General features: G+C 41.2%; 14 protein-coding genes. 9 read left to right on the top strand and 5 right to left on the bottom strand.

What is annotated here, in order from left to right; all coding sequences use genetic code 11:
• Positions 1-102: 102 nt before the first annotated feature.
• Positions 103-1,668 (bottom strand): hydantoinase B/oxoprolinase family protein, encoded by a 1,566-nt coding sequence (locus tag V7L07_RS22050; protein WP_335061022.1) that lies wholly within the window; start codon positions 1,666-1,668, stop codon positions 103-105.
• Positions 1,669-1,881: 213 nt separating this feature from the next.
• On the opposite strand from V7L07_RS22050, the gene V7L07_RS22045 reads away from it, so the two are divergent.
• Positions 1,882-2,649, top strand: coding sequence for an SDR family oxidoreductase (locus V7L07_RS22045; RefSeq protein ID WP_335061021.1), 768 nt, complete (start codon positions 1,882-1,884; stop codon positions 2,647-2,649).
• Between the two features lie 165 nt (positions 2,650-2,814).
• Here V7L07_RS22045 and V7L07_RS22040 read toward each other — a convergent pair whose 3' ends face one another.
• Entirely contained in the window at positions 2,815-4,914 is a 2,100-nt protein-coding gene (locus V7L07_RS22040) for a hydantoinase/oxoprolinase family protein (protein ID WP_335061020.1), read from the bottom strand.
• 131 nt (positions 4,915-5,045) lie between these two features.
• Between V7L07_RS22040 and bchH the strand changes: the two genes are divergently transcribed.
• From bchH to V7L07_RS22025, 3 genes are all read left to right on the top strand, one after another.
• Positions 5,046-8,726 (top strand): magnesium chelatase subunit H, encoded by a 3,681-nt coding sequence (gene bchH / locus V7L07_RS22035; RefSeq protein ID WP_335061019.1) that lies wholly within the window; start codon positions 5,046-5,048, stop codon positions 8,724-8,726.
• Between the two features lie 66 nt (positions 8,727-8,792).
• Positions 8,793-9,014, top strand: coding sequence for a type II toxin-antitoxin system HicB family antitoxin (locus V7L07_RS22030; protein ID WP_114082620.1), 222 nt, complete (start codon positions 8,793-8,795; stop codon positions 9,012-9,014).
• Positions 9,014-9,199, top strand: a complete 186-nt coding sequence (locus tag V7L07_RS22025; RefSeq protein ID WP_335061018.1) for a type II toxin-antitoxin system HicA family toxin — start codon at positions 9,014-9,016, stop codon at positions 9,197-9,199. Before V7L07_RS22030 ends, V7L07_RS22025 begins: the two co-directional genes overlap by 1 nt.
• A 132-nt stretch (positions 9,200-9,331) precedes the next feature.
• Here the strand turns inward: V7L07_RS22025 and V7L07_RS22020 are convergent, their stop codons facing one another.
• Positions 9,332-10,843 carry a hypothetical protein gene (locus tag V7L07_RS22020; RefSeq protein WP_335061017.1) on the bottom strand — a complete coding sequence of 504 codons (1,512 nt, stop codon included), beginning with the start codon at positions 10,841-10,843 and terminating at the stop codon, positions 9,332-9,334.
• Between the two features lie 1,021 nt (positions 10,844-11,864).
• Here V7L07_RS22020 and V7L07_RS22015 point away from each other — a divergent pair.
• Positions 11,865-12,305: a hypothetical protein gene (locus tag V7L07_RS22015; protein WP_335061016.1), complete on the top strand. Its 441-nt coding sequence runs from the start codon at positions 11,865-11,867 to the stop codon at positions 12,303-12,305.
• 256 nt (positions 12,306-12,561) lie between these two features.
• Here V7L07_RS22015 and dnaN read toward each other — a convergent pair whose 3' ends face one another.
• Positions 12,562-13,725: a DNA polymerase III subunit beta gene (gene dnaN, locus V7L07_RS22010; RefSeq protein WP_179067702.1), complete on the bottom strand. Its 1,164-nt coding sequence runs from the start codon at positions 13,723-13,725 to the stop codon at positions 12,562-12,564.
• A gap of 379 nt (positions 13,726-14,104) precedes the next feature.
• On the opposite strand from dnaN, the gene ada reads away from it, so the two are divergent.
• Both ada and V7L07_RS22000 read left to right on the top strand, forming a co-directional pair.
• Positions 14,105-15,190, top strand: coding sequence for a bifunctional DNA-binding transcriptional regulator/O6-methylguanine-DNA methyltransferase Ada (gene ada, locus V7L07_RS22005; RefSeq protein WP_335061015.1), 1,086 nt, complete (start codon positions 14,105-14,107; stop codon positions 15,188-15,190).
• 439 nt (positions 15,191-15,629) lie between these two features.
• Positions 15,630-16,307 carry a DNA-3-methyladenine glycosylase family protein gene (locus V7L07_RS22000; protein WP_335061014.1) on the top strand — a complete coding sequence of 226 codons (678 nt, stop codon included), beginning with the start codon at positions 15,630-15,632 and terminating at the stop codon, positions 16,305-16,307.
• A gap of 298 nt (positions 16,308-16,605) precedes the next feature.
• Here V7L07_RS22000 and V7L07_RS21995 read toward each other — a convergent pair whose 3' ends face one another.
• The gene (locus V7L07_RS21995; protein WP_335061013.1) at positions 16,606-16,857 is read right to left on the bottom strand and encodes a hypothetical protein; all 252 of its coding nucleotides are present in this window, start codon (positions 16,855-16,857) and stop codon (positions 16,606-16,608) included.
• A 185-nt stretch (positions 16,858-17,042) separates the two neighbouring features.
• Here V7L07_RS21995 and V7L07_RS21990 point away from each other — a divergent pair, with 185 nt between their 5' ends.
• Both V7L07_RS21990 and V7L07_RS21985 read left to right on the top strand, forming a co-directional pair.
• A complete protein-coding gene (locus V7L07_RS21990) occupies positions 17,043-17,639 on the top strand; it encodes a sigma-70 family RNA polymerase sigma factor (protein WP_335061012.1) in 597 nt (198 codons plus the stop codon).
• Entirely contained in the window at positions 17,636-17,983 is a 348-nt protein-coding gene (locus V7L07_RS21985; protein ID WP_335061011.1) for a hypothetical protein, read from the top strand. The genes V7L07_RS21990 and V7L07_RS21985 overlap by 4 nt, the downstream gene beginning before the upstream one ends.
• Positions 17,984-17,991: the final 8 nt, after the last annotated feature.

Raw genomic sequence — 17,991 nt, 5'->3', positions numbered from 1 at the left:
TGTTTTGAATTTTGAATTTTGAATTTTGAATTGTTAAGTTGGGTTACGCTATCGCTTCACCCAACCTACAAAACTACCGTTCTCAAGGTAGACGAGGTTTAACTAAGAGAATTTACCAAATCCACCACCGCCAGGAGTTTCTATCACAAAAACATCCCCAGTTTTCATTTCTACTGTTGCTGTGCTGTCTAAATTTTCTGCAATTCCATTCTGACGTTGTATCCAGTTGCGTCCTACTTTCCCTGCTTCCCCACCATTTAATCCAAAGGGAGGAACAAGCCGATGACTAGAGAGAATATTAGCTGTCATCGGTTCTAGAAATCGAATGCGGCGAACAACTCCATTACCACCCGAATATTTCCCTTTGCCACCGCTATCGGGACGAAGACTAAAGCTTTCTAAAAGTACAGGATAACGGGTTTCTAAAACTTCTGGATCGGTCAAACGAGAGTTAGTCATGTGAGAATGAATACCATCAGTGCCATCAAAATCACTTCCTGCGCCAGAACCGCCGCAGATAGTTTCATAATATTGATATTGCTCATTACCAAAAGTAAAATTATTCATCGTTCCTTGGGAAGCAGCCATAACACCCAAAGCACCATATAAAGCATCCACAATGGTTTGAGAAGTTTCGACATTACCTGCGACTACTGCGGCTGGATAGGTTGGGTTGAGCATACAGCCAACCGGAATAATAATTTCTAGAGGATTAAGACACCCAGCATTGAGAGGAATATTATCATCAACTAAAGTACGAAAGACATATAAAACTGCTGCTTGAGTTACAGCTTTGGGAGCATTAAAATTACTATTTAGTTGTAGAGAAGTCCCAGTAAAATCGATGGTAGCACTACGGTTTTCTGGGTGAATCGTTACTTTAACTTGAATTTGTGCCCCATTATCCATTTTATAAGTAAATGAGCCATCCTTGAGAACTGCGATCGCACGTCTCACAGACTCCTCAGCATTAGCTTGCACAAATGTCATATAAGCTTGAACATTATCAATTCCGTATTGTGCAACCATTTTAGAAAGTTCTTGAACTCCCCGTTCATTTGCAGCAATTTGGGCTTTGAAATCTGCTAGATTTTGGTCAGGTTTACGAGCAGGATAAGTATGATTTGAGAGGTGCTGTCTGACTACGGTTTCTCGAAAATTTACCTCTTCAACCAAGAGGAAATTATCAAAAAGAATTCCTTCTTCTTCTACTGTGGTGCTGTGGGGAGGCATTGAACCGGGAGTAATTCCACCAATATCTGCTTGATGTCCGCGAGAAGCAACGAAAAATAGGGGAGTGGAGAATAGAGTATTTTCAATACTTTCTAAAAATACAGGGGTAATTGCAGTTACATCAGGAAGGTGTGTGCCGCCGTTATAGGGGTTATTAGATAGATAAACATTTCCTGGTTTTAGGGTGTCGCCTTTATCGTTTATTAAACTGCGGACACTTTCACTCATTGAGCCTAAATGTACAGGAATATGTGGGGCATTTGCTACTAGTAATCCCGATGAGTCAAAAATAGCGCAGGAGAAATCTAGCCTTTCTTTGATATTCACTGATGTGGCTGTGTTTTGTAACACAATTCCCATTTGTTCGGCGATAAATTGATAGAGATTTTTAAATATTTCTAAGCGAATGGGATCGGGTTTAGATGTTGTGTGCATTTTGATTAATATTTTTGAATTTGATAAATATGAAAATTTCAATGGGTAAATGTTTATAAATCTTATACTTTACACCAGTTTTAAAAATTATTAGCTCTAGCGTATATTTTGGTAAATATGCTGATCATAGTGATGAGAATATAATCTTTTTTCAGGCAACTCCTGTATTGAAAGTGATAAATTATTAAGGCATGAACTCAGAAAGAAAATGCTGTGACACCACCTGAATTTTCATTGGATGGGAAAATTGCCCTAGTTACTGGAGGAGGGCAAGGATTAGGATTAGAAATCACCAAAGCACTTGCGAGTGCTGGCGCTTTTGTTCTTATCAATGGGCGGAACCATGAAAAGCTAAATCGTGCAGTTGCATCTGTAACCGCAGTTGGCGGATCAGCTTTGCCATTGCAATTAGATATTACAGATGAAGCAGCCGTTAAAAAAGCGTTCAGCGAAATTCGAGAAAAATACGGGCATCTGGATATTCTCATAAATAATGTTGGTATGCGCGATCGCCGCAGTTTTTTGGAATTTGAAATGAATGCGGCGCGTCGGTTAATCGACACCAATCTTATTGCTTCCTTCAATCTGTGCCAGGAAGCAGCACAGCTGATGATTAAGAATGGCGAAGGAAAAATCATCAACATAACGTCAATCGCTGGCCCGATCGCAGGTGCAGGCGATGCCGTGTATACTGCTGCCAAAGGTGGACTCGAAGCACTAACTCGCGCTCTTGCTGCTGAACTGGGAATGTTTGGAATAACTGTCAATGGTGTTGCTCCGGGTTTTTTCGCGACTGAGAGCAATGCAGATGTGGTTGCCGATAAAGAAATCGCCGTTTGGTTGGAAAAACGAACCTCCCTTGGTCGTTGGGGAGATCCAAAAGAAATTGCTGGTGCTGTCGTTTTCTTTGCTTCTCCAGCTGCATCCTATATCACTGGTCAGATTTTAGCGGTTGATGGTGGATACCTCGCCCATTTTTGATTTCTATTTCAATTCTAATTTTTAGCGTTAACACTGTTATACCAATTTAATGTGAAGCTGCACTAAATAAGTAATTCTCTCTTCTTGGCGCTCTTGGCGTACTTGGCGGTTCGTTTAATATTCTGTGCATCTTCATACAGAATTGGTATTAGACAGATTTTATCTCTAGCCTGTTGATAGATGCTGTAAAATTAGATGATTTTTTGTAGTTAATCTCGCTTGCCAGTTAGGCTCAACTACAATTGTGCTAATTTTTTCCACAACGATCGCAGGGCCATTAATAATATCTTCCGGTTGTAAATCTTCCCGTCGATAAACAGGAGTATCATACCATCTATCAGCAGTAAACATCCTTACTGTCTCAACAGATACGGGATCTTCATCTAAATGGCGAGTACGAATTATTAAAGGTTCTTCAGGAGTATCCATTTTCTGAATTACTTCCACTGAAGCGGATTCAATAATTAAGTTTTTCTCTAATTGAATAAAACCATAACGAAATTGATGTTCAGTCTCAAATTCTTGTCGCATCAGTACCACATCATTGGCAAAATTAACTGTCAATGTAGAGTTAGTACCCTCATATTTTAAATTAGCTTTTTGGATTACTTCTACTTGACTCAGTGTCTCATCTATTTCACTTCTAGCTTGAGTTTCCAAATATGCCATTAACTGCTGTAATTGAGGAATTAATGCTTGATTTAAACGTTGTTCAACTCCTCCTTCTCTAATTGCACGCACATCAGCTAATCCCATTCCATAAGCAGAGAGAACGCCAGCATACGGATGTAGAAATATCTTTTTCATTCCCAAAGTATTGGCAATTAAACAAGCAACTTGCCCACCAGCACCGCCAAAACAACAAAGCACATATTGGCTAACATCATAACCGCGTTGCAGACTAATTTTTTTAATTGCATTCGCCATATTTTCCACTGCGATCGCAATAAATCCTGCGGCTACTGCTTCGGGAGTACAATCATTTAATGTAGCGGCTTGAATATCTTGAGTTAATTGGGTAAATTTTTGAATAACAATATCTTTATCTAAAGGTAAATTGCCATCAATACCAAAAATCGAGGGAAAATATTGTGGGTGAATTTTACCTAACATTACATTGGCATCAGTAACCGCTAATGGCCCGCCACGTCGATAACAAGCAGGGCCAGGATTTGAACCAGCAGATTTAGGGCCAACACGATAACTAGAACCATCAAAAAATAGAACTGAACCACCTCCAGCCGCAATAGTATTAATTGCTAATACAGGAACTCGCATCCGTGCCCCAGCTATTTCTGAATCTAGTTGTCGTTCATACTCTCCTTTAAAGTGGGCGACATCTGTACTTGTCCCTCCCATATCAAAGGTAATAACTAACTCGAAACCTGCCCTTTTACTAGTTTGAACTGCGCCAACAATACCGCCAGCCGGGCCACTTAAAATACTATCTTTTCCTTGAAATTGCTCGGCTGTAACTAAACCTCCGTCAGATTTCATAAACATTAATTTGACTCCAGGTAACTGACTCGCTACTTGGTTGACGTAACGGCGCAAAATAGGAGTTAAATAAGCATCGACTACTGTTGTATCCCCTCGGCTAACCAACTTCATTAAGGGACTAACTTGATGGGAGACGGATATTTGAGTAAAGCCGATTTTTAAGGCAAGTTGGGCTATTTGTTTTTCGTGTTCGGGATAGCGATCGCTGTGCATAAAAACAATAGCACAACTCCGAATTCCTGTATGGAAAACTGCTTGTAAGTCACTTTTGACTTGTTCAATATTTATAGGGATTAACTCATTGCCGTTAGCATCATACCTTTCATCTATTTCAATTACCTGTTCATAAAGCATTGTTGGTAAAACGATATGACGGGCAAAGATGTTAGGACGGTTTTGGTAGCCAATTCTTAGCGCATCTTTAAAGCCTTTGGTGATGAGAAGAACAACGCAATCGCCTTTCCTTTCTAACAGCGCATTTGTCGCTACTGTTGTCCCCATCTTGACAACTTCTACCAATTGAGTTGGAATAGGTTCATTATTAGCAATACCGATAATATCCCGAATACCTTGAATAGCTGCATCTTGATATTGTTCGGGATTTTCTGAAAGTAGTTTATAGACTATAATCCATTGCTGATTGGGCAGAGTCACAATTAAAAAACGCTCAGGATATTTTAAGAGTCTATCTATAATTGCTTGATTATTAGTAACAGCAACAATATCTGTGAATGTGCCACCACGGTCAGCAAAAACCTTCAACATGACTCTATTTCCTCGACACTATCGCATCCGATTTTATTTTTGAACTTACAGCAGTTTGCAAGCAACTGGCGCACAAAATCTAGAGATTGCATCTAAAATTTAAGTAAAGAAATATTTCGTAGCTTACAGGCATGAAACGCATCGTCTTGATTGCTGGGTTTGAATCGTTCAACGCGGACTTGTATAGAAAAGCAGCTTTTTTGGCTAACTCTCGCTGTCCACAGTTGGATATTCGGGTATTTAGCGATCGCGATCTTACCAGTCAACGTGCTGAGGTAGAAGCAGCACTGCATGACGCTGATGTGTTTTTCGGTAGCCTACTATTTGATTATGACCAGGTTGTGTGGTTACGCGATCGCATTTCCCAAATTCCCATCCGTCTAGTCTTTGAGTCAGCCTTAGAATTGATGAGTTTAACCAAACTGGGTGACTTTGCCATTGGCGACAAACCCAAAGGAATGCCCAAACCAGTTAAATTCATCCTCGACAAATTTAGCAACGGACGAGAAGAAGACAAACTGGCTGGTTACATCAGCTTCTTAAAAATTGGCCCCAAACTACTAAAATACGTGCCAGTGCAAAAAGTCCAAGACTTACGTAACTGGTTAATTATCTATGGTTACTGGAATGCTGGCGGTTCAGAAAACGTCGCTTCATTATTCTGGACACTAGCAGAAAAATACTTAAGTTTAAAAGTCGGCGACATTCCCCCGCTAGTCGAAACCCCCAACATCGGATTACTCCATCCCGACTATCAAGGATTTTTTGAATCGCCAAAAGCATATCTGGAATGGTATGAGAAGATCCCCCCTAGCCCCCCTTACAAAGGGGGGTTGGGGGGATCTAAAGCTACAAAACCAGTTGTTGGAATTTTACTCTACCGCAAACACGTCATCACCAAACAATCCTACATTCCCCAACTAATTCGCAGTTTTGAAAAAGCCGGCTTAATTCCTTTGCCTATTTTCATCAACGGCGTAGAAGGACACGTAGCAGTACGAGATTTAATGACAACCGACTATGAAATTCAGCAACGACAACTAGGCAATATAGAAACTCCCTCACTTTCTAGTGAAGCAGTTAAAGTAGATGCGATCGTCTCTACAATTGGCTTTCCTCTCGTGGGTGGCCCGGCTGGTTCAATGGAAGGAGGCCGCCAAATAGAAGTAGCAAAGCGCATCCTCACTGCCAAGAATGTACCTTATATTGTTGCTGCACCACTATTAATTCAAGATATTTCCTCATGGACACGCCAAGGTATCGGCGGATTGCAAAGTGTAGTATTATACGCCTTACCAGAATTAGATGGCGCTATTGATACCGTTCCCCTCGGTGGTTTGGTGGGCGAAAATATTTATCTGGTTCCCGAACGGGTGCAGCGATTAATTGGTAGGGTAAAAACTTGGGTGAGTTTGCGGCAAAAACCTACTTCGGAACGCAAAATTGCCATTATATTATATGGGTTCCCACCGGGTTATGGTGCTGTGGGGACGGCTGCATTATTAAATGTACCGCGTAGTTTGCTGAAGTTTCTCCACGCACTCAAAGAACAAGGTTATACCGTCGGGGATTTACCAGAAGATGGCGAAGAATTGATTCGCTGGGTAAAAGAAGCGGATGAATCTTTTGATGATACAAAAAATATCCCCGCATCCGTTAGCGCCCGTACTCTAGAAAAATGGTTGGGATATCTGCAAACCTCGCGTATTGAAAAACAATGGAAATCTTTGACGGGAACTGGTATTAAAACTTATGGCGAGGAATTTCAGATTGGTGGTGTGCAATTAGGAAATGTCTGGATAGGTGTACAACCACCTTTGGGGATACAAGGCGACCCGATGCGTTTAATGTTTGAAAGAGATTTAACGCCTCATCCGCAATATGCGGCTTATTATAAATGGTTGCAAAATGAGTTTGAAGCTGATGCTTTAGTTCACTTTGGAATGCATGGGACAGTGGAATGGTTGCCTGGTTCTCCGTTGGGGAATACGGGTTATTCTTGGTCGGATATTTTGTTAGGAAATTTGCCTAATCTATATATATATGCGGCGAATAATCCGTCTGAGTCGATGTTGGCAAAACGTCGCGGTTATGGTGTGTTGATTTCTCATAATGTACCGCCTTATGGGCGCGCAGGTTTGTATAAGGAATTGGTGGCGTTGCGGGATTTGATTTCGGAGTATCGGGAAGATCCGCAAAAGAATTATGTTTTGAAGGAAGGGATTTGTAAGAAAATTGTGGACTCTGGGTTGGATGCCGATTGTCCGTTTGCGGATGCAAAGAGGTTGGGGATTGCGTTTACTCCTGAGAATGTGCGGATGTTTAGTGGTCATGCTTTTGATGATTATTTGGTGGAGTTGTATGGATATTTGCAGGTTTTAGAGAATCGGTTGTTTTCTTCTGGGTTGCATACTTTGGGGGAAAAACCGAGTGAGGAGGAGTTGGAGGGGTATTTGGAGGCTTATTTTGGGGACGAACCGCGAAGGCGCGAAGGACGCGAAGAAGAAAGGCTAATAAGGGATTTGTTGATGCAATCTACGGATGAGTTGACAAATTTGTTAAGGGGGTTGAATGGGGAGTATATTCCGCCTGCGCCGGGGGGGGATTTGTTAAGGGATGGGGCTGGGGTTTTGCCGACTGGGAGAAATATTCATGCTTTAGATCCTTATCGGATGCCTTCACCTGCGGCGTATGAACGGGGACGGGAAATTGGTCAAAAAATTATTGCCCAGCATTTGGAGGAATATGGGAAGTATCCTGAAACGGTGGCGGTGATGCTTTGGGGATTGGATGCGATTAAAACTAAGGGTGAATCTTTGGGCATTCTGTTGGAGTTGGTGGGGGCTGAACCTGTTAAGGAGGGAACTGGTAGAGTTGTTCGTTATGAGTTGAAGCCGTTGGCTGAGGTTGGACATCCCCGGATTGATGTGTTGGGTAATTTATCTGGCATTTTCCGGGATAGTTTTGTCAATATTATCGAATTGTTGGATGATTTATTTCAACGGGCGGCTGATGCTGATGAATCGGAAGATCAGAATTTTGTTAGAAAACACGCTTTGGCTTTAAAAGCCCAAGGTGTGGAAAATGCATCAGCGAGATTGTTTTCTAATCCGGCGGGTGATTTTGGTTCTTTGGTAAATGATCGGGTGGTTGATGGGAACTGGGAATCTGGTGAGGAGTTGGGGAATACTTGGCAAAGTCGCAATGTATTCAGCTATGGGAGAGAAGATAAAGGTCAAGCTAGACCGGAAGTGTTGAATACTTTGTTAAAAACTAGCGATCGCATTGTTCAAGAAATCGATTCGGTAGAATATGGTTTAACTGATATTCAAGAATATTATGCCAATACGGGCGGTTTGAAAAAGGCGGCAGAAAAGCAAGGCGGTAAGAAGGTTACAACTAGCTTTGTGGAAAGTTTCTCGAAGGATACCACACCGCGCAATTTAGATGATTTGTTGCGAATGGAATATCGCACCAAATTGGTAAATCCCAAATGGGCGCAAGCGATGGCGAATCAAGGTTCTGGTGGTGCTTTTGAAATTTCCCAACGGATGACGGCGTTGATTGGTTGGGGTGGTACTGCTGATTTTACCGATGATTGGGTTTATGACCAAGCGGCAGATACTTATGCGTTAGATGCAGAGATGGCGGATAAATTACGTAAGGCAAATCCTGAAGCTTTTCGCAATATTTTAGGCAGAATGTTGGAGGCACATGGGCGCGGTTTCTGGGAAGCTGATAGTGATAAGTTAGATAAATTGCGCCAATTGTATGAGTTGACAGATGAGGAGTTGGAGGGTGTGACGGTTTAGTGAATTGGGTACATTAGTGTGCGTCAGTATTTGATGTCTCGTAATATTCAAGAGCAAACAAATTATATGGAAAATTCTTTTACTGCTGTATTTGAAAAGATAGACGATTGGTATATCGGTTACGTCCAGGAGTTACCCGGTGCTAATGTCCAAGAGAGAACTTTGGAAGAAGCTAGAGAAAGTCTACGGGAAGCGATAGAGTTGATTCTAATATCAAATCGGGAACTCGCAGAGCAACAACTCTCCGGTAAAGATGTCGTCCGTGAACAGATTACTGTCAAATTATAGTGAAAAGACGTGAATTGATTCGCCATTTGGAAAAGAATGGCTGTTTGTTTCTTCGAGAGGGTGGAAGGCATACAATTTATTACAACCCATCAAACAATAGAACATCCGCAGTTCCAAGGCATACTGAGATTGTTGATGTTCTAGTTATTAAAATTCGCAAAGATTTGGATATATCCCCACCATAGTATTAAAATCTTGTTTCCAGCCTCCGGCTGGAAATGCTGCTCCTGGTGGCTCTGCTGCCAGTAAGAGAGGCGGAGCCTCAACGACGAGCATTCCCAGTCGGAGACTGGGAACGAGGCATAATTTCAGTTTTGTTAGTTCAAAATATACCAAATACCATCATTACTTTTGGATAATAGATGATATCTTTTCTCAATCAATTCTATAATCTTGGGAAACTCTTGTTTAATAAGAGGCTGATAGTTATCACTAAGAAATATATAAGGAGGCTTAGATAAATCTAACTCCTGTAGAAGTTGTGGCCATTGCTCAGGCAGAAAAAACTCAAGTGACCAGGCATTTAGGGATGTTGCTTGAGTACGACCAGATAAATAGTAAATAGAAGGGTCGCCAGCAACAAAAATCTTACCAGGTAAATTTCCTGGTTGAGAAAGAAAATCAACTTCTGAACGCAGTGATGTATAGTCTTCTCGAAATACAGTCTGATATTTAAATCGTGTATCTTCAGTCAAAGCAAAATTATTCTTCACTAAAGCAACAGTCTTGAATTGAAAATTTAATAATAAAGGTAATAAAAACAAAAATGACACCAGAATCTTAATTAGTGGTGAACTTAATTGTTTTAAAGGCTGCCATAATATATCTAACCCTTTCGTTGCTAAAATACCTGTAGGTACAAATAATAGTAAATAATGGTAGCTCCAGAGTGACCTAGTTTGTAAAACAATAACAATCAGCCCGAAAACAAACCAAACAACAAGTAGCAAAGTCAATAAATTCCTATCTTTACGCAAGGATACATTGACTGCAACAGTAGCTATTAAAACTAAAGTGATAAAATTCTTTAAAAACCATGCTGTTCCAAAAAGTAACTTAGATATATTAAATTTACCATTAGCAACCACTTGACCAGGATATACAAAAAATGTCTTATATACAATTGATAAACTATTAACCTCGGCAAAGTAGCTGAAAACGACCAGAAGAGGTAAGATAACTCCGATAAAAATTGGCAAGAAAATTTCAATAAATATTTTTTGAAAGTTTTGATGTTTTATCAATATAGAATGTAGCAAGACAGTTAGCCAAAAGCAAAGCAGGATGGGCAAAAATATTAATTTAAATATCAGGACAATCCCACCCATAAAACCAGATATTAAAAGTTTAATAAATCTTTGCTCTCCTTCATAACTAAAAGATTCGTAAGTTAGCCAAAGGCATAAGAATAAAGGAAACCCAACTAGTCCTTCTACTTGGGTAAATTGCCGATGATATGAAGAAATATAGTAAACACCAACCGTTAACAAAGGTACTAAGCTTGCTATTATCTGATGCCGAAAATAGGTTTTTAGAGTCAGTTGCAATATGATAGAGAAAAACACCATATAAATAAGTTCAAAGATATGGATGCCAATCTCATTAAACCCAAATAAAGTTCCTGCTAAAAAATAAAAGTAATAAATTCCAGGTTGCTTCAAATCCCAAAAATCTCGATAGAGTACCTTTCCTTGTTGCATCTCTAAAGCACCTGTTGTAAATAGTGCTTGATCTCCTGAAAATGGAAAAGGTAAATGCATCAAACCAATTACGACAATAGAAATTAAAACTAAAAAGTCAATTTTACTTAATTTAGGAAGATTAATCATAAAAATTTACTCCTAGAGGATGTTTGAAAAGTATTGGGCGAATAGAATGAGACTGTTGGTCAATTCACGGTGGGTTTGACCCCTCACCCCTAAAACATTGGTTTGGCGTTGCATTCCCGCCCTGAAATAAATTTCGGGCTAATACCTCAAGTCCGTTGAAACAGACTGAAATTAGAGTAATGAAGAATAACCCCCTATTAATTCGCCAACAGTCTCATAGAATTCGCTACTACACAAAACTTAGTCCACTTCCGTGGACTAAGAAAAATTAAGGGTTTTTAACCTGCGTAGGCAGGTAAAGTCTCGTGTAGCCGCCGACTTCTAGTCGCCAGGGCTAGTATGAATTGAGACTTTACAAACATCCTCTAAGGATTCTTTTGCCCACAAGGGGGTGAGGCTTTGAAACTTCACTTTTTTCATAAATAACAGAACAATTGGAAATTAAGCTTTTTTGACTTGTATGTACACCGTAGCCGATGCTTTGGGGAGGGGAGACAAAGCAACACTTTGTCTTTTTGAGGTTTTTATTTTTGATTTATGCAAGAGGTATTATCTCAGACAACAAGCAAAAGCGATCGCTCTTACGCTTGAGGCTGTGAAAATTTAAACCTTTGCAGCTAATATTACTTGATGTATAAGAAAGGCTTAAGTCTTTCTTGCAAATATATAAGCCGTTGCAGCAATTGTTTAATACTTTGCAACAAATACTCTTCTATGTATAAGAAAGGCTTAAGTCTTTCTTACAAATATATAAGCCGTTGCAGCAATTGTTTAATGCTTTGCAACAAATACTCTTTCATGTATAAGAAAGGCTTAAATCATTGCAGCAATTGTTGTAATCAACTTATTAATTGATTCAATACTTAAAATAAAACATAATCTAAGTAAAATCAACTAATTTTTTCGAGGTGCAATGTCTACGACGGGCTACGCCTACGCAATTGATTTGCGATATTTTCCCATGACAATCAAAAATATTTAGTATAAAACAGTACTATTAACCTCGTAGCAGAGATGCATTATGGCACGTCGTAAAAGAAATTCCATCGTTTTAGAACGAGCCAATCGCCGGATTGAAAGTTTGCAATCTATCAGTGTAGAACTTGACTTTGGTGAAGGATTGACTATAGAAGCTTACACCATAACAATTAACGATCTCCGGTCTAAGCTTGCTGCCTACAACACCGCATTATCTACCATTGACAAACTCACAGATGATGTGAATAACGCAGAAAAGGCTGTAATAGCGATGTCAGAAAAAATGTTACTAGGAGTTGGCAGCCGTTACGGTAAAACCAGCCAAGAATACCAGATGGCGGGTGGTGCTAGACGAGGTAATACCAAGAAGAAGCGAAGTGTACTAGGTAATTCCAAACCCACCAATTCTTTAACAGCCGATTCTGTGAAGCTTTCTTCTGCAAATGGATATATAAATGGGGTGTCGGGTGCGATCGTGAGTTGAATCAAGAGTGCTGAGTTCCGTTAGCGGTAGCGGGACGTTTAGCCCGTGCTGAGATGAAAGACGCCCACAAGGCGCGGGGCTTTTACCATAGTGCAAAAGTACTGAGTATTCAATCTTCTTTACTCAGCACTGGCTAAACGCCCCGCTATCCATATACAGCACTCAGCACTGAGTATGGTAAAATCCAATTATGAAACCACCCTGCTTAATCCCCCCTTGGAAATGTTAAAGCATTTGTCAAGGTTATACCATTTTTTTAACTTCTAAGTTGCACCGGCATAGCTAAATAAGTCATTTTCAAACCACCTAATGGTGTAAAAATCACTGGCGTTAGGCTTTGATTTAAATGCATTTGAATTTCGGAAGATGGTAACTCTTTTAAGCCTTCCATCAAATATTTAATGTTAAAAGCAATTTCTATATTCTCCCCAGAAATCTGTGCCGGCATTGACTCTCTACCACTACCAACATCTTGAGCTTCACAAGATAAAGTAATTTCTTGGGCTTCGCTATCAATACTCAGTTTGACAATATTATTTTTTTGATCGGCTAGTACTGCAATCCGTTCTAAAGTGCTGACAAATTGTCGCCGTTCAATGGTCAATTGTCGCTCAAATTGGCGGGGAATTAGTTGTCGATAAGCAGGATATTGCCCTTCTAATGTGCGACTAGTCAAGCGTTGATTTTGCCATGCAAACACAACTTGACCTTGATCGAAATATAAAGCTACAGGTTCATCTGATGAGGCGCTATGAGCTAGCATTCGTTGGAGTTCGCGTAATGCTCTAGCTGGTACTGTTACTTCTAGTTGAGTCGTTCCACCCAAAGGACGCTCGTTGCTAGTTTCTACTACTGCAAGGCGATGTCCGTCGGTAGCTGCAAATTCTAGGGTATCTTGTTTAACTGTTAAATGCACTCCGGTCAGTACTTGCTTGGTTTCATCAGCACTGGTAGCAAATAATGAGCCGCGTAATCCCTCAATTAATGCGGTGGTGGTGAGATGGATTACTTCGGTATTTTCAATTACAGGTAGTTCGGGAAATTCTTCCGGCCCCATTGCTCGGACTTGGTAATGTCCACTTTTGGGTGTGAGTGTAACAATTAAGCCTTCTCCACCGGATGTTGCACCTGTAAGGGCTGATTCATCATCGAGAGTGATTTCGCCTTCTGGAAGACGAGAGGTGATGTCTACAAGTAATTTAGCAGGAAGTGCGATCGCGCCACTTTGCCATACCTCAGCATTAAAGCTGGTGCGGATTCCCAAGCTGAGATCAAAGGCTGTTAAGCTTACTTGGTTAGTTTCAGCATCCGCTTGTAACAGCACATTGGCAAGTACCGGATGAGTCGGTCGTGAAGGTACTGCACGACTGACGAGTGAGAGGTTTGTACTGAGATCGCTTTGGGAGCAAACTAATTTCATAAGTCAGATTCAGCTGGTGAAAGATATCCTAACACCCTTATTGTTCATAGATGTGTTACCTGTTTAAAAACGATAGACATCTCGTCTATCTCAGGATATTTTTTATTTGAGAGTCCCCGATCATAAACTATTCTCGGAAATTAAATGCGATCGCAACGATAACACCACAGGCATCGAATGTAATATCGTTTAACCGTAGTTACACCAAACTAAGCCAACTTTGATCGCAACAATCAGATAGAAAGTAGTTTTTCAATAGACTTAATCTAGTGTTATGGCGTTTTTTGAGGCAGGAGATAGAAACTCTTTTGTACCTCAGTTACTTGCAAACTCCTATATCAAGTTTAGTGCGTAGCGATCGCCCAATGATTTACCAGAAATGGCAGCAGAGATATCAATGCAATTACAACAGACACAACTTTTAGAGAAAACCCTCTGGGAAGCAGTTCTAAATCGAGATCCCAGTTTTGCAGGTAAGCTATTTTATGGTGTTCGCTCTACAGGCATTTATTGTCGGCCTATTTGCCCTAGTCGCCGACCAAATCGCAATCAAGTTTGTTTCTTTCAATCAGCACAAGAGGCTGAAATTGCAGGTTTTCGACCTTGTAAGCGCTGTCAACCACAATCTGAAACAGTTCCAAACACAGCCAAAGTCTTAGCAGTATGTCGATATATTGAAGCACAAGGCGATCGCATCCCAACCCTCTCGGAACTATGTTCTCAAGTGGGAATGAGTTCTAGTTACTTACAAAGGAGATTCAAGCAAATAATTGGTGTATCGCCTTTTCAATATGCAGATGCGCTGCGTAGCCAACGATTGAAACAGCGTCTTCAGTCAGGGGAAGAAATTGCTCACGCCGTTTACGACACAGGGTATGGTTCAAGTAGTCAACTCTATGAGAAAGCACCTAAACAACTGGGAATGACACCAAAGACTTACCAACAAGCTGGAAAGACAATTAGTATTGTCTATGCGATCGCTCCGTGTCCACTAGGATATTTGCTTGTGGCAACAACAGAAAAGGGTATCTGTGCCGTTAAACTAGGTGATGAAGCAGACAAGCTTGAACACATCTTGAATCAGGAATTTCATCAAGCGCACATCATCCGTGATGATTGCACACACAAGGAATGGATACAAACAATCCTCGACTTTATTGCAGGAGGTGAGATACATCTCGATTTACCACTTGATGTCCGTGGTACAGCATTTCAGAAACAGGTTTGGCAAGCATTACAAAAAATTCCTTATGGTGAAACGCGTACATATACCGATATCGCCTGTGATATTGCCAAACCCCAAGCAGTCCGCGCAGTGGGAAATGCTTGTGGAGCTAATCCGATAGCGTTGATTGTACCGTGTCACCGTGTACTGCGGAGTGATGGCAGTCTTGGTGGTTATCATTGGGGAATTGAACGCAAACAAAAACTGCTCACACAAGAATCAACCCCAAGGGGGAATTAAAAATTAAAAATTACAATTCACACCTGAGTGAATTAAAAATATCCCTTGTCCCATAGGGATTTTGGGGGTCGGTCAAAATTAAAGTGTTTTAAACCATTGACGAGATGACAAGGGTTTCACAAGTTAATTCACATTAGACGTAATTCTCATTAGTTTCCGATTTGATTCCTGAAAAAATCTAAGTATATGTAGTGGCGTGGCAAGCAAAAAAATTGTGCATGAGACGTAGGTTGGGTGGAGCAGAGTGCAACCCAACAGATATCAGGACGTTGGGTTACGCAAAGCCTCCACCCAACCTACAATTTTTTTGCTGCGTGTTGACGGAAGCCTCTTGCAGATAATGCTGGTTCGATAAATTAAGCTTTTTAGTAATTTTTGCGTAAGTCCTCGATTACAAGAATTCTTTCCCAATCCCCAGTCCCCAATCCCCTTTTCAAAGATGACTCAAACACCTGAACTAGAATCATTGACTGAAGAAAGTCTGACCCGTGGTCTAATGGTGCTTGCCAATCTTGACAGCGATTTGGCTGGGATTTTAGAGACGCTGGGACCTCCACCAATATGGTCAAGAGAACCGGGTTTTGCAACGCTTCTGTGCATAATTCTGGAACAGCAAGTTTCTTTAGCAGCAGCAAAGGCTGTATTTACCAGACTATGTGGGGTTGTTGTAACTCTGACGCCAGAAAACTTTCTGACATTGGATGATGCTCAATTAAAAGGGATTGGATTTAGTCGGCAAAAGATTCTATACTGTCGTGGATTGGCGAATGCGATCGCAACTGGTCAACTTGACTTAACTAAGCTGGCAAGAATGGATGAAACTACTATCAGAACTGAGTTAAAGCGCCTCAAAGGCATAGGAGACTGGACAGTTGATATTTATTTACTGATGGCGCTGCAACGTCCTGATGTCTTTCCCAAAGGTGATTTAGCGATCGCGATCGCTTTACAGCGACTCAAAAAGTTGGCGGCGCGTCCAACACCAGCACAACTAGAAGCAATGACACAGCACTGGCGACCGTGGCGAGCAGTTGCAGCAAGACTTCTATGGCACTACTACCTAAGTAATACCAATTCTGCTTATAGCGGTTCTCGTTTACGTGAGGTACACCCGTAGGGGCAATTCATGAATCATTGGTGTTAACTTAACGTGAAAGCAAGACTAGAACTAGCTTTGAGATTGCCTCGTTCCCAGTCGGAGACTGGGAACGCTCGTCTTTGAGGCTGCGCCTCTCTTACTGGCGGCAGAGCCGCTTTTGAGTTGCATTTCCAACCTTCGGCTGGAAACGAGGTTTTAAAGGAGTTTCAGCTTAAGTTGACACCAATATACCCTGCGGGAAGCCTTCGGCTACATGAATTGCCCCTACACCTTGCGATATAACGTTGTACCCCATCTGAATGAGAAAGTCTATTTATTAGCGATAGTCATACTCATGTCTTAAGCGCCATTCACGTTTTTCATGTTGTCTATGTTCCCATTCACGGCGCTCACGTTGTTCACGCTCTCTACGTAACAAAGCCAGCCTCTCTTGTTCTCGTTCGCGCCGCTCATGTCGGTGATTGTTTCCTAGAATGACTTCTACTTGAGCAGATGCACGGTCTGCTAAAACACTCGAAGTTAACAAAACACCTAACAAACAAGATGAGAGAATTCTTTTCATGTTCATAAAGACATACCTTTGATTGAACCAGAAATCTATAGCTTTAGACTTCTTCCTTTCACAAAAGGTTCAATTAGGGCAGACCAATTCTTAATTGCTCATTGTGTGGCGTGGATCTGATTTGAACCTTTTTCCCATTCATCCGGTCTAATAAATACAAGCAACGAAACGGATAGAGGAGAACGCCTCAGGTGTTAGTTGTACCAGCCAAGGTTTCAAAAGCAAATCAATTGATTGGTGAATTAGAAAGCGAATCTGACAGTTATCTAGTACAGCAATGCCTACGAGGTGATACCCAAAGCTATGGTCAGCTTTACCGTCGCCATCAGCAAAGAGTCAGGTCAATCCTCTATAAACTCTGTACTTCTGCCAGCCTCGACGATGTGGTGCAGGAAGTGTTTCTGCAAGCCTGGAAAGGATTGCCCAAGTTTCGCCAAACAGCAAAATTCTCTACCTGGCTGTACCGAATCGCTTGGAACGTCGCTTATGACCAGCGACAGGCAGATGTTCAAAGGCGAACTCAATTACAGATTCTCAGTGAAAAAACTCCTACCCAACAGGAAGCCCCAGAGTTAATGAATCTGCATTATCAAGACCTTGTGCAACGGGGACTAGCAAACCTAAGTTTTGACCATCGCACGATATTGGTTTTGCATGATTTGGAAGAAGTACCTCAAAAAGAGGTAGCACAAATTCTCGACATTCCCCTGGGAACAGTCAAGTCACGCCTATTTCATGCTCGTGCTGCCATGCGTCAATTTCTCCAAAACCAAGGGGTGCAGCTATGACTCAGCCCCCCAATGATGATCGTGAGCTAATTAATTTTCTATACCAACATTGCCCAGATGTTCCGCCAGCCTCACCTGATTTAGAACAACAAATTTTACAACAGGTGAAAGCTTGGCCTCAAGCACCCTTACGTCACTATTCAAGACCGAGGTTCGTTCTGCCTGCTCTCGCTGCTGGATTAGTAGTTGCTATAGTTGGCTACCGTGCATTTATATCGGCTCAATCAAGTCCGGCTGAACTTGCCACATTGGAAGGTTTTATTGAAAGCAATTGGCAAGGTACAGTCAGTAACGAACATCTAGAAAGTGATGTATGGCATTTTACAGACTTAGATACTGAATAGGAGATCGC

It is taken from the genome of Nostoc sp. (assembly GCF_036916985.1).
GTDB lineage: Bacteria > Cyanobacteriota > Cyanobacteriia > Cyanobacteriales > Nostocaceae > Nostoc.
Note: the sequence above shows the minus strand (reverse complement) of the source record. Positions and strands in the feature narration are given on the sequence as shown.